Genomic DNA, 12,402 nt, shown 5'->3' with positions numbered 1-12,402 from the left:
CATCGTGAGCAGGCACCATTTCGGCCGTGGGTGCGTACCGTGCTGCGCTCCGTTTGTCAGCGAAAGCCGGTCCATCCGACGAAGATGCGGCGTCTGAAAAACAGTATTCGCGGAAAAGTCCGCTCCCACGTTCTGACGTCGTAGTCCTCCACGAGGATTTGTGTATAACGATCGCTACCGCATCCTTTCAATCCACTTCTCCCTCGCGGCCCGGCAGGTGCTCGTCCAGACGCAGCCACGGCAAGCGGTTCTCGATAAAGATATGACGCGACGGCGCAGCCAGCTCCGGCTGGTCGAGCGTGGCGATGACCACGTCCATTTCCTCCGGGCTGTTACGCGTGAACAGCGCCAGATGGGCTCCACAGTGACCACAGAAGTAACGTACGCACGTCGGGCCCGAGTCGTAGGCACGAGGGCTGCCCGCCAGCCATTGAAATGAATCCAGCGGCACGGTGATCCAGGTCATGACCGTTGCGCCGGACGTTCGCCTGCAGATGGAACAATGGCAATGGGCGATGTCCTCAAGCGGCGCATCGAACTGATAACGCAGGCTGCCGCAATGGCAGCCACCGGTGCTGAGCTGGCTCATGAGCGCGTCTCCCTGTTCTGCGTCGATCAGCGTGTGACAATAAAACACCCATAAACGCTGATTGAAAGGTCGGTGAAAGCTTGTGCAATTAGCATCGCCTCACTTCCGGCAAAAAGACCGGCCAGCCCGGGTGTCGCTCACTGCGTTCCCAGGCCCAATTAACAACAATAATGGTGATTCCGATGCTTGCTGACTTTCCGATCCGTCCCCTCCTTGCGCTTCCACTCCACGTACCGCTCCTACTGAGCTGACTCGTTCGTTCCCATCGTTCTGTAGCCGTATTACGTCTGGAGTATTCCCATGCTGACTTTCCTTGGCTTTGCCATGGTTATTGCGTTCATGTACCTGATCATGAGCAAACGCCTGACCGCGTTGATCGCCCTGATTCTGGTGCCTATCGTTTTCGCACTGTTCGGCGGCTTCGCCTCGCAGATCGGCCCGATGATGCTGGCCGGTATCACCAAGCTGGCGCCAACCGGCGTCATGCTGATGTTTGCCATTCTCTACTTCGCGCTGATGATCGACTCCGGCCTGTTCGACCCGGCCGTGCGCAAAATTCTGAAGATGGTGAAAGGCGACCCGATGCGTATTTCGGTCGGCACCGCAGTGCTGGCGCTGGTGGTCTCGCTGGACGGTGACGGCGCGACGACCTACATGATCTGCGTGGCCGCGATGCTGCCGCTGTACAGCCGCGTCGGCATGAGCCCACGCATCATGGCCGGCCTGATCATTCTGGCTGGTGGCGTGATGAACATGACGCCCTGGGGCGGCCCGACCGCTCGTGCGGCCAGTGCCCTGCACGTCGATGCCTCGGACATTTTCGTACCGATGATCCCGGCGATGCTGGCCGGCGTGGTGGCGATCCTGGCGATTGCCTACTTCTACGGCAAACGCGAACGTGCCCGTCTGGGTGAGCTGCACCTGCAAGGCGATGAAGTCGATCACAGCGAAATCAGCGTTTCGCAGTTCCCCGATGCCCGTCGTCCGAAACTGATCTGGTTCAACGGTGGCCTGACGCTGGTCCTGATGATCGCCCTGATCATGGGCCTGCTGCCACTGCCGGTGCTGTTCATGATCGCGTTCAGTATCGCGATGATCATCAACTACCCGAACCTGCAGGATCAGAAGGATCGCGTGTCGGCTCACGCCGGTAGCGTTCTGGCGGTGGTCGGTCTGATCTTCGCCGCCGGTATCTTCACCGGCATCCTGTCGGGCACCGGCATGGTCGATGCCATGTCCAAAAGCCTGCTGGCCGTGATCCCGGACGCGCTGGGCCCTTACCTGGCGGTCATCACGGCGCTGGTGAGCATGCCGTTCACCTTCTTCATGTCCAACGACGCGTTCTACTACGGCGTACTGCCGGTGCTGTCCGAAGCTGCTTCCCATTACGGCATCAGCCCGGTGGAAATGGCCCGCGCCTCCATCGTCGGTCAGCCGGTTCACCTGCTCAGCCCACTGGTGCCTTCGACTTACCTGCTGGTCGCGCTGGCCGGTATCGAGTTCGGCGATCACCAGCGCTTTACCCTGAAATGGGCGATTCTGGTCTGCATGTGCATTCTGGTCGCGGCACTGCTGATGGGGATTTTCCCGCTCTACAGCAGCCTGTAACCTCAGGCCGTCAAAAAGCCCGCCATCGACCCGAGGGTCAATGGCGGGCTTTTTCACGTTTGAGCTGACCCATACCGGGATCAGGGTTGCGTTTTCGCCCTGAGCACTCGGGAGAGAAACGATCAGTGCCGACGTGAACCGTTGATTTATGACAGTTTTATTTCAATGAAACCGAGCCTGTGCGATGCTGGCGCCAAGGCCAAAGGCCGACTAAAGCTTAGTAGAGCGTTACACAACACTTCCCCGCTCGCTACACGCTGCACCTTTCAATCCAATGCCTGTATGGGCAAACCTCAGGGGCTCTCCGTATGCTGACCCTGCTCGATTTGCTATCCGCCGTGGCCCTGCTGATCTGGGGCACGCATATCGTGCGCACTGGCATCCTTCGTGTTTACGGCGCACAACTGCGACGCGTGCTCAGCCAGAACATGTCCAGACGTCCACTGGCCTTCATCGCCGGTATTCTCGTGACCGCCATGGTGCAGAGCAGCAACGCCACAGCGATGCTGGTCACCTCCTTCGTGGGCCAGGGCCTGATGACGCTGACGCCTGCGCTGGTCATCATGCTTGGCGCCGATGTCGGGACTGCGTTGATGTCGCGGGTGCTCACCTTCGACCTGTCGTGGCTATCGCCGCTGCTGATTTTCCTCGGCGTCGTGTTCTTCCTGTCGCGTAAGCAGACGCGGGCCGGACAGTTGGGCCGCGTAGGCATCGGCCTGGGTCTGATCGTGCTGGCGCTGCAGCTGATCGTCACGGCCGCCGCCCCCATCACCCAGGCGGCGGGCGTCAAAGTGCTGTTCGCGTCACTGACCGGCGACCTGCTGCTGGATGCGCTGGTGGGTGCCATGTTCGCCCTGATCTCTTATTCCAGCCTGGCGGCCGTGCTGTTGACCGCCACGCTGGCGGGAGCGGAAATCATCGGGCTGCCGGTTGCCATCGGCCTGGTCATCGGCGCCAACATCGGCAGCGGCCTGCTGGCGTTTCTGAGCACCAGCATGCAGAACGTCGCGGGACGGCAGGTTGCGCTGGGCAGTCTGTTGTATAAGCTGCTGGGCCTGCTGTTGATCATCCCGGTGCTTGACCCGCTGGTGGCGTGGATCGACACACTGGGCTTCAGCCCCCAGGAACTGGTCATCGGTTTCCACCTGATCTACAACACCACGCGTTGCCTGATCATGCTACCCACCGTCGGGCCTATGGCGCGCCTGTGCGCCGCCTTGCTGCCGCAGCAGAACGAAGTCGGCGGCCTGGCCAAACCTCGCCATCTGGACCTGACAGCGCTCAGCACGCCCACGCTCGCGCTGGCCAATGCCGTGCGTGAAACCCTGCGCATGGGCGACCTGATCGAAAGCATGCTCGGTTCGATGCTGGCTGTATTGCGCGGCACCCAGACCGCTGTCACTCAGGAAGTGCGTCGCCTCAACGATGACGTGGAAGCGCTGTACAGCGCGATCAAGCTGTACCTGGCGCAGATGCCGCGCGAGGAACTGGGCGAGCACGATAACCGCCGCTGGGCCGAGATCATTGAGTTGACGATTAACCTGGAGCTGGCTGCCGGGCTGATCGAGCGCATGCTGCGCAAGATCCAGCAGCAGAAGACTTCGCAGCGTCGTTCGTTCTCGGAAGTCGGGCTGGAAGAACTGGCCGACCTGCAGGTCCAGTTGCAGTCCAACCTGCGTCTGGGCCTGTCGGTGTTTCTCAGTGGCGACGAGGAGAGCGCGCGCCAGTTGTTGCGCGAGAAACGTCGCTTTCGGGCTCAAGAGCGGCGGCTGGCGCATGCCCATGTCAGCCGGCTGCAGCGTAAAGTAGTGCAAAGCATCGAGACCAGCTCCCTGCACCTCGAACTGATCGCCGACATGAAGCGCCTCAATTCGCTATTCTGCAGCAGCGCCTACGCCGTGCTGGAAACCTCCGACACCGGAGCGCTGTCCAGTGAAAGCGCTGTGGAACAATCGCTGTGAACGTAAGGGGAGCCTCGAAGTCTGTTAAACATACCGGCCCGCAAGGAAAGCTGCGTTATGCGTTGCCTGCTGTTCGCTTGTCTGCTTCTCGGCTCACTCCCTTCGTTCGCCCTTGACCGTCTGAAAGTCGAGGGCTATCTGCTGCCCAACGGTCTGCAGGTCCTGCTGAAGCCCGGCTACGAAAAGGGTCATGTTGCTATCCGCCTGGTAGTGGGCATTGGCTTCGATGACTTCCCCTGCAAGGACAAGGAACTGCCACACCTGCTGGAGCACCTGCTGTTCAGCGGTATCGACGCCAGCGGCGAAGGCGGGCTGGAAGAACGTATGCAGGCGCTGGGCGGCGAGTGGAATGCGTTCACCAGCAACACCGATACCACGTTCGTTCTCGAAGCTCCGGCACGCAACCAGCGCAAGGTGCTGGATCTGTTGCTGGACGTCATGACCCGGACCGAGCTGAATCAGGCACGTCTGGACACCGTCAAAAGCATCGTCGAACGCGAAGACGGCGGGCATTTCTCGCACTTGCAGCGCCTGCTCGACCGACGCGGTTCCAGCCGCGGTGCCAGTAGCCAGTTGGCGATCGAACTGGGCCTCAAATGCGCCGAACGCCCTGAAGCGGACGACATCACACTGGCGCAGATCGAAGACGTATTCGCGTCCTGGTACGCGCCCAATAACATGACGCTGATCGTGGTCGGCGATCTGGACAAACTGCTGCCAGCCTATCTGGAACGCACCTACGGCAAGCTGGCACCCACCGATCCGATTGATCACCCGCCGCTGGCTGAAAGCAATGGCTCGGCCGAACCCAGACGCGAGCTGGAGCGCGGCGGGCTCGGGGAGAATGCCAGGCTGCACCTGATCTACCCCGAGCCCCAGCTGGACGACCAGCATGACGAGACCTGGGACCTGGTCAAAGCCTATCTCGACTGGTCGCTCTATACCGAACTGCGCCTCAAGCACAGCCTGTCGTATGGGCCGTCGGCCGAGCGTGAGGTCTTTGGCGATGTGGGTTTCCTGAGCCTCAATGCCGATGTGGAACGCCAGGATGCCGACCGGGCCGAAAAGGAAATACGCGCCCTGGTCGAGCGTTTACAGAACGACGGTATGCAGCCCGAGACCTTTGCGCGCCTGCGCGACATGGCCGTCGATCGACAAGCCTGGGCGGTCCAGGGCAACAGTGCTCTGGCCGATTATTACTGGGGCGCGCTCAACGACTATGAGGACGGGCGCTTCACCGACCCTGCCAAACGCATCAAGGCCGTGAGCCTGGAAACCGCCAATCGAGCGATGCGCCAGTTACTGGCACAACCTGGCTATATGCGAATCGAGAAACCCTTGCTCAGCTACGACGGTCTGTATTGGGTCATTGCCGCCGTAGCGGGGCTGATCGTCATGCTGCTGGCACTGTTGCTGTGGCGCTGGCGGGCGCATCGTCGATAAGTGCCGTGGCGGTGCAACGCACCTCTTTCTACAGGGACCCGCGCGGCGTTGTTATGCTGCGCGGGTTTTTGAGTGTTTCAACCCGAGTGAACTGCCCTGATGCCTGACCTGAACCGCTTCGTGACACCCGTGCTCAACCTGATGCAACGCTATCCGGGGCTCATTGCGGCTTTTGGTTTCGTCTCCGGCATCGCCAGTTTCATTCTGGTGGATCGACAGGAAGGGCTGGCCACCTGGATCGCGGTGGTCATGCTTATCAGCTGGTTATGGCTGATGGTCGAGAACACCATGGTCGGGCTGCTCAACAAGGCCATCGGCCGCGAGATCCCGCAGGGCCTGCTGCGCTACGGCACGCAGATGATCCATCAGGAAAGCCTGTTCTTCGTCTTGCCGTTCTTTTTCATCACCACCACGTGGAACAGCGGGCAGGCGCTGTTCACGGCGCTGCTGGGCGCTGCCGGGCTGATCTCAATCATCGATCCGCTGTACTACAAATGGCTCGCCCCACGGCGCTGGCTGTTCATGGCCTTGCACACCCTGACCCTGTTCGCTGCACTGCTCACTGCGTTGCCCATCATCGTTCACCTGACCACCGCCGAGAGTTACAAGCTGGCGCTTGGCGTCGCGATGTTGCTGTCCTTCCCCAGCCTGGCGTCGTCCTTTCCGCTGAACAGCTGGCGCAACGGCCTGATGGTGCTCACGATGATTGTGGTCGCAGGCGGCGCGGGGTGGCTGCTGCGCTCATGGGTACCGCCTGCAACGTTGTGGCTGACTGAAGTGGCTGTCAGCCCGGACTTCGACAACAAGAACCGCACGCCGGGCGACAGCATCCGACAGATCAGCGCCAGTCAGTTGCGCAACGGCGGGCTGTACGCCTATACCGCAATCAATGCGCCACGCGGCCTTGAAGAGCGCATCTACCACGTGTGGCGACATGACGGTAAAGAGATGGACCGGATCGCGCTGGACATCCATGGCGGGCGCAAGGAAGGCTATCGCGCCTGGACCCACAAACAGAATTTCCCGCAGGACGTGGTCGGGCGCTGGCAGGTGAGGGTGCTGACCGAGGATGGGCAGATGATCGGCGTGCTGCGCTTTACGGTCACTGACGCCGACGAGCCTGCCGTGAAGCGTCCGACCGGCAGGATCATCAAGCTCAAGCCAGGCGGCGATACCGGCGAAGAGCCCGCAGCCGAAGCGGCACCGGAAAAGTCCGAGCCGGTTCAACCGAAGCAGGAAGCACCCGCAGCCGAGGCGGCGCCAGAAGCGCCGGCTCAGTAAGCCGTCAGGTGGCGGTGGCGCCAAAGAACCAGTAGCAGACGAAAATGGCCGCCACCACGCCAGAGAACTCGGCCAGCAGCGCGCAACCCACCGCATGGCGCGCACGCTGGATGCCGACCGCACCGAAGTACACGGCCAGCACGTAAAACGTGGTTTCGGTGCTGCCCTGAATCGTCGCGGCAGCCAGCGCGGCAAAGCTGTCCACGCCCTGGGTTTGCATGGTCTCGATCAGCAGCGCCCGCGCGGCACTGCCGGAGAAGGGTTTGACCATGGCGGTCGGCAGGGCGTCGACGAAGCGCGTATCCCAGCCCAGCCATTCAACCATGTGCCGAATGCCTTCCAGGCCAAAGTCCAGCGCTCCTGACGCACGCAGCACGCCCACTGCGCAGAGCATCGCCACCAGATACGGCAACAGGCTCTTGGCGACGTCAAAACCTTCCTTCGCGCCCTCCACGAACGCTTCATACACCTGCACTTTGCGCAGCGAGCCGATGATTAGAAACATCATGATCAGGCCGAACAGCGTGAGGTTGCCCAGAATGGAAGACAGCCCTGCCAGCGCAGCCGCCGACAGCGTCGCCAGAAACGCCATGAAACCGCCCAGCAGCAGCGCACCGGGAATCAGATAGGCCAGCACCACCGGGTCCCACAGGCGCAAGCGCTGCATGAACGCCACCGAGAGCAGGCCCACGACGGTCGAGGCGCTGGTGGCCAGCAGGATCGGCAGGAAAACCAGTGTCGGGTCAGCAGCACCTTGCTGAGCGCGGTACATGAAGATCGTCACTGGCAGCAGGGTCAGGGACGATGCATTGAGCACCAGGAACAGGATCTGCGCGTTGCTGGCGGCGTCCTTACTGGGATTGAGTTCCTGCAGAGAGCGCATGGCCTTGAGGCCGATAGGCGTTGCGGCGTTATCCAGCCCGAGGGCGTTGGCAGCAAAGTTGAGGGTAATCAGACCCAGCGCCGGATGGCCGGGCGGCACTTCGGGCATCAGCCGCAGGAACAGCGGCCCGAGCACCTTCGCCAGCCAGTCGACGATGCCCGCCTTTTCGGCAATGCGCAAAAAACCGAGCCAGAGGGTGAGGGTGCCGAACAACAGCACCATGACTTCGACCGACAGCTTGGCCATGGCAAAGATGCTTTCGACCATCGCCGCAAAGATCCCCGCATTGCCGCCAACCAGCCACTGCGCCATCGCGGAAATCGCCGCCACGACAAAAAAACCAAGCCACAGGCCATTGAGCATCGGATAAGTCCCTCACAAGATGCGGGGGATGATAACGGCGAGGGGGGCTGGAGGGAAATCGGGGGGCATACCATGACGCTTTGCGTCATATCAGAAATGGACCCGAAACTTGGGGAGCGATCGGTATAGGGAAAGTTGTTGATCGTGCCCACACGGGAGAATGGGCACGATCAGTACGCAGGACTTCAGCAATCACTCCGCCGCAGGGCGGCCCAGCGGGACGGGTTCCTTGCTGCGCCAGTGCGGCAGGGATTCCCAGTAGGCCTGGCCCTTGGCGTCGTCGTACATGCCTTCCCAACGCGAGATGACCAGTACGGCCAAGGCGTTGCCGATCACATTCAGTGCGGTACGGGCCATATCCATGATGCGGTCGACACCTGCGATGAAGGCCAGGCCTTCCAGCGGGATGCCTGCACTGCCCAGAGTGGCCAGCAGCACCACGAAGGACACACCCGGAACGCCCGCGATGCCCTTGGAGGTGACCATCAGGGTCAGGACCAGCATCAGCTGTGCGCCAATGGACAGGTCGATGCCGTACAACTGGGCAATGAAGATCGCCGCAATGCTCTGATACAGCGTCGAGCCGTCGAGGTTGAAGGAGTAACCGGTCGGCACCACGAAACTGCAGATTGCTTTAGGCGCGCCGTAGGCTTCCATCTTCTGGATAACGCGCGGCAGCACGGTTTCGGAACTGGCAGTGGAGTAGGCCAGAATCAGCTCATCCTTAAAGATGCGCATCAGCTTCACCACCGAGAAGCCGAAGGCACGGGCGATCAGGCCCAGTACCACGAACGCGAAGAACGCGATGGCGACGTACACCAGAATCACCAGCTTGGCCAACGGCAGCAACGAGGCGAAGCCGAAGTTGGCGACGGTCACGGCAATCAGTGCGAACACGCCGATCGGTGCGTAGTTCATGATCATGTGAGTGACCTTGAACATGGTTTCCGAGACACCCTGGAACATTTTGACCAGAGGATCACGGACGTCCGCCTGCAAACTCGAAAGCCCCAGACCGAACAGCACCGAGAAGAAGATGATCGGCAGCATTTCGCCACGTGCCATGGCCGCAAAGATGTTGGACGGGATCAGGTTGAGGATCGTGGCGATAAACGCGTGATCATGCTGAACCTCGGCAGTGGTCTGCTGATATTTGGAAATATCGACCGTGCCCAGCGTGCTCATGTCGATGCCGGTGCCGGGGTGAAAGACATTGGCCAGAACCAGGCCGACCAGAATCGCGATCGTGGTAACCACCTCGAAGTAGATGATGGTCTTGAGGCCGATGCGGCCCAGCTTCTTCGCATCGCCGACGCCTGCGATGCCCACCACCAGCGAGGCGACGACGATAGGGATGACGATCATCTTGATCAGTCGAATGAAGATATCCCCTGCAGGCTGCAGGATATTGCTGATCCACCAGGCCTTTTCAGCACTGAAGTGGTTGAGAAACGCACCAACGGCGATGCCCAGTGCCAGACCGATCAGGATCTGCCAGGCCAGACTCAGCTTTGCCTTCTTCATATTATTATTACCCTTGGTTAAAAGTGGCTTGGGCACTTCCAAAACCGACACGCCGAAAGTGCTTTTCCACAGCAATTTCAAGCGGCGGATAACTTTGAAAATGTCCACAGAAGGTCACCGCAGGCGAGCGTCCCAGCTCTGTAGCAGGCGAAAAAAGGCGCAACTATTCCCATGGCAGGCGCGCACGTCTAATGCCGTAAACGCCTACCTCATGCCGGATCGGCATACAAAAACGACAAAAACTATCGGTTTGCGACATAGGAGAATGCCGCTATTCGGCGCAAACGCGGCTAAAACGTCGCCTGCGTTGTAAAGAGGGGTTCAGGAATCAGGACGGCGCGGGGCAGAGGGGAAGGTGATTTTTTACGGATTTATTGGATATACGGCGGACTTTCGGGGGGAAAACCAGAAGCGATAGACGTAAAGCGCCGCACGAGCAAGACCATTTCCACTCGAGAGGATCGAGTCCTGAAACAGTTTACTGGTGCGGCAGCTTGCCTGACCCGGCCCTCGGCGGAAGTACTCCCTGTACTCCTAGGTCGCGCCGATCCTTTCAATCAACACAACCCGGCCCCCTGGTCATGCACGTACCTTCCTCAGGCCGTGCATCGGGAAAGAGTCACTCGACTCTCTCCCTCTTTAGATCAATACCAATTCGGGTCTTTGCGCAGCTGCTCGTTGAGCAGCTTCTGCATGCCTTCATCAGGCTTGCCCAAATAACGGTAGGTAGCGTGGTGCGTGGGAGACTTGTCCGCAGGCAGACCTGCAGGCACTTCCACCAGCATGGCGTAGGCATCTTCCTTGTCGAAGCTGAAAGCCACGATCAGGCGCTTGCTCTTACAGGTATCGGCGGTCTCGCATAGCGGACCCACCAGATACCGGTCGCCATCTTCCGTTACTGCAGACATTTGCTCGGAAGTGCCGGAGAGATTGATGACCCAGTCGGGCAATCTCTCTTCCTTTTTCACAACCTTCGCCCAGGTCTGGCGATACTCGGATGCCGACGAAAGCAACTCGTTGACTCGAGCCTGGCCATCGTTGGCCGCCATTGCTATAGCACTGCCGCCCAGCAACAGGGCGGCAGTCAGCGTACGGAGTGACGTGCGCATTCTCAGCCTCGACCGCGACGACCGAAGAAGAAGGACACGACGAACATCACCAGGAAGACAACGAACAGAATCTTGGCGATACCTGTTGCAGTGCCGGCGATACCACCGAAGCCAAGTACAGCAGCGACGATAGCGATGATCAGAAACGTGATAGCCCAACTCAGCATGGTGATACTCCTTTTTACAGCCGTTTGAATTTGGATGATGCGGTTATTTCAGGTCGGGTCAGAAGACCCATTTTTGCTGCGGCGCTGCTTCGGACACAGATACGACGCCTTCCACGGGACGAATGCTCATGGCCGCCTCACGGGCGATCGGAGCATTCACACTGCGATAGGACACATTGCTGTGAACGATTTGCTGTCTGATTTGAGTCGCCTCACCGGCTTGGGCCCAACGCTGGAACTGTTGAATCGCAATCAGGGTGACCAGCAAGGCAAGAAGCAGAAACAGACCTTGCTGCACATGGAGGGGGGAGATACGCAATTGCGCGATACGCTGACTGTTCATTCGCAAACTCCCTCCACCTGCGTGGGCATTCAATCAATGTGTGGTCGTTGTGGCCGACCTTCGTTGAGAGGGATATTGCAGAGTGCATGCCAGTTTTTTTATTCAATTTAAATTCAATAAAATCAACAACTTACCCAATAATGAAAGAGGCATCTTACGCGCAAGCTGCACGATTACACGGTTGTAATCGTGCGTTCTGCACGAAGCGCGCTGCGGGGCGCGCGGGGAACATCAACCAGCGCTACGGGCCATCACCTTCAACGCGTCGGCGTTCACGCCCTTCACACCCCGAATATTTCGCGAGATTTCTACCGCCAGCTCTTTCTCTGCGTAGTTGGCAACCACGCCGTTGAGCGTGACCAGACCTTCCTTGGTGTCGACCTTGATGTTCAGGCCATCGAGGTTACGGCTGTAGATCAGGCTGGATTTCACCTTGCTGGTGATCCACACGTCACTGATCTGCTCCGTGGCATTGAGCAATTGGGGCTGCGTCTTGGAAGCGATCGAATCGGCAGCGCTCAGGCTGATCAGGTTGTTGACGCTGACCACACCGTCGGTGTTGCTCGCCAGGCTGCCGGCCAGTTCCTTGGCTTCGGGGCTCTGAGCGCGACCCTTGAGCGTAATGACCCCGTCCTTGCTGTCCACATCGATGGTCAGCGCCTCAGTGACACTGCTCCACAGCAGCTTGGACTTCACCGTTGCAACCAGTGTGGCGTCCTCGAAACGCTGAGCCATAGGGGTTCGGGTGTCTGCCTCGCTGGCGACCGAAGCGTCGATCTCCAACTGGTTATCCACCTTCTCAATGCCCTTGATGTCCAGCGCGATGCGTTCGGCCAGCTCGCGGTCGACCTCGTTCTCAACTTTGCCCTTGAGCGTGGCGGTGCCTTGCTCGACATCGACACTGATCTTGAACGGGCTCAAGTGCTTGTTAAGGGCAAAGGCGGTCCAGATCGAGCCCTCCTGACGGGCTTCAGCCAGCTGCGTAGGCAGGTCGCCTTGGGTTGTCTGCGCGAATGCAGGGCTGCTGCCCAACAGAGCAGCTGCAGCCGTGGCCAGGGCGATTTTTTTCAATGAGTACATGGCACGTTCCTTCTGAGGTGGCTTTTCGTCTCCGAATAGACGGTTTTAGCG

11 protein-coding genes are annotated in these 12,402 nt (G+C 59.8%); 4 read left to right on the top strand and 7 right to left on the bottom strand.

Annotated elements, in window-relative coordinates:
* Positions 1–187: 187 nt before the first annotated feature.
* Positions 188–589, bottom strand: coding sequence for a GFA family protein (locus tag BUB69_RS22080; protein ID WP_073170497.1), 402 nt, complete (start codon positions 587–589; stop codon positions 188–190).
* Positions 590–889: 300 nt separating this feature from the next.
* Between BUB69_RS22080 and BUB69_RS22075 the strand changes: the two genes are divergently transcribed.
* From BUB69_RS22075 to BUB69_RS22060, 4 genes are all read left to right on the top strand, one after another.
* Positions 890–2,197 carry a CitMHS family transporter gene (locus BUB69_RS22075; RefSeq protein WP_073170494.1) on the top strand — a complete coding sequence of 436 codons (1,308 nt, stop codon included), beginning with the start codon at positions 890–892 and terminating at the stop codon, positions 2,195–2,197.
* A gap of 308 nt (positions 2,198–2,505) precedes the next feature.
* Positions 2,506–4,158: a Na/Pi cotransporter family protein gene (locus BUB69_RS22070; protein ID WP_073170491.1), complete on the top strand. Its 1,653-nt coding sequence runs from the start codon at positions 2,506–2,508 to the stop codon at positions 4,156–4,158.
* 57 nt (positions 4,159–4,215) lie between these two features.
* Positions 4,216–5,601, top strand: a complete 1,386-nt coding sequence (locus tag BUB69_RS22065) for a M16 family metallopeptidase (RefSeq protein ID WP_073170488.1) — start codon at positions 4,216–4,218, stop codon at positions 5,599–5,601.
* Between the two features lie 99 nt (positions 5,602–5,700).
* Positions 5,701–6,882, top strand: a complete 1,182-nt coding sequence (locus tag BUB69_RS22060) for a DUF5924 family protein (RefSeq protein WP_073170484.1) — start codon at positions 5,701–5,703, stop codon at positions 6,880–6,882.
* Positions 6,883–6,886: 4 nt separating this feature from the next.
* Here BUB69_RS22060 and BUB69_RS22055 read toward each other — a convergent pair whose 3' ends face one another.
* From BUB69_RS22055 to BUB69_RS22030, 6 genes are all read right to left on the bottom strand, one after another.
* Positions 6,887–8,128, bottom strand: a complete 1,242-nt coding sequence (locus BUB69_RS22055) for a nucleoside recognition domain-containing protein (protein ID WP_073170481.1) — start codon at positions 8,126–8,128, stop codon at positions 6,887–6,889.
* A gap of 192 nt (positions 8,129–8,320) precedes the next feature.
* A complete protein-coding gene (gene gltP, locus BUB69_RS22050; RefSeq protein WP_024687383.1) occupies positions 8,321–9,652 on the bottom strand; it encodes a glutamate/aspartate:proton symporter GltP in 1,332 nt (443 codons plus the stop codon).
* A gap of 644 nt (positions 9,653–10,296) precedes the next feature.
* Positions 10,297–10,761 carry an inhibitor of vertebrate lysozyme family protein gene (locus BUB69_RS22045; protein ID WP_073170478.1) on the bottom strand — a complete coding sequence of 155 codons (465 nt, stop codon included), beginning with the start codon at positions 10,759–10,761 and terminating at the stop codon, positions 10,297–10,299.
* A gap of 2 nt (positions 10,762–10,763) precedes the next feature.
* The gene (locus BUB69_RS22040) at positions 10,764–10,928 is read right to left on the bottom strand and encodes a DUF1328 domain-containing protein (RefSeq protein WP_002555679.1); all 165 of its coding nucleotides are present in this window, start codon (positions 10,926–10,928) and stop codon (positions 10,764–10,766) included.
* Between the two features lie 58 nt (positions 10,929–10,986).
* Positions 10,987–11,271 (bottom strand): hypothetical protein, encoded by a 285-nt coding sequence (locus BUB69_RS22035; RefSeq protein WP_073170474.1) that lies wholly within the window; start codon positions 11,269–11,271, stop codon positions 10,987–10,989.
* Between the two features lie 231 nt (positions 11,272–11,502).
* Positions 11,503–12,351, bottom strand: a complete 849-nt coding sequence (locus BUB69_RS22030) for a BON domain-containing protein (protein WP_073170471.1) — start codon at positions 12,349–12,351, stop codon at positions 11,503–11,505.
* Between the last annotated feature and the right edge of the window lie 51 nt (positions 12,352–12,402).

Origin of the sequence: Pseudomonas asturiensis (assembly GCF_900143095.1) — a bacterium.
Taxonomy (GTDB): domain Bacteria; phylum Pseudomonadota; class Gammaproteobacteria; order Pseudomonadales; family Pseudomonadaceae; genus Aquipseudomonas; species Aquipseudomonas asturiensis.
This window is presented reverse-complemented; position numbering and strand designations above follow the sequence as displayed.

Bases quoted from the DNA above. Each gene is read 5' to 3' on its own strand.
- BUB69_RS22080 (WP_073170497.1), bottom strand. From the start codon at position 589: ATGAGCCAGCTCAGCACCGGTGGCTGCCATTGCGGCAGCCTGCGTTAT.
- BUB69_RS22075 (WP_073170494.1), top strand. From the start codon at position 890: ATGCTGACTTTCCTTGGCTTTGCCATGGTTATTGCGTTCATGTACCTG.
- BUB69_RS22070 (WP_073170491.1), top strand. From the start codon at position 2,506: ATGCTGACCCTGCTCGATTTGCTATCCGCCGTGGCCCTGCTGATCTGG.
- BUB69_RS22065 (WP_073170488.1), top strand. From the start codon at position 4,216: ATGCGTTGCCTGCTGTTCGCTTGTCTGCTTCTCGGCTCACTCCCTTCG.
- BUB69_RS22060 (WP_073170484.1), top strand. From the start codon at position 5,701: ATGCCTGACCTGAACCGCTTCGTGACACCCGTGCTCAACCTGATGCAA.
- BUB69_RS22055 (WP_073170481.1), bottom strand. From the start codon at position 8,128: ATGCTCAATGGCCTGTGGCTTGGTTTTTTTGTCGTGGCGGCGATTTCC.
- gltP (WP_024687383.1), bottom strand. From the start codon at position 9,652: ATGAAGAAGGCAAAGCTGAGTCTGGCCTGGCAGATCCTGATCGGTCTG.
- BUB69_RS22045 (WP_073170478.1), bottom strand. From the start codon at position 10,761: ATGCGCACGTCACTCCGTACGCTGACTGCCGCCCTGTTGCTGGGCGGC.
- BUB69_RS22040 (WP_002555679.1), bottom strand. From the start codon at position 10,928: ATGCTGAGTTGGGCTATCACGTTTCTGATCATCGCTATCGTCGCTGCT.
- BUB69_RS22035 (WP_073170474.1), bottom strand. From the start codon at position 11,271: ATGAACAGTCAGCGTATCGCGCAATTGCGTATCTCCCCCCTCCATGTG.
- BUB69_RS22030 (WP_073170471.1), bottom strand. From the start codon at position 12,351: ATGTACTCATTGAAAAAAATCGCCCTGGCCACGGCTGCAGCTGCTCTG.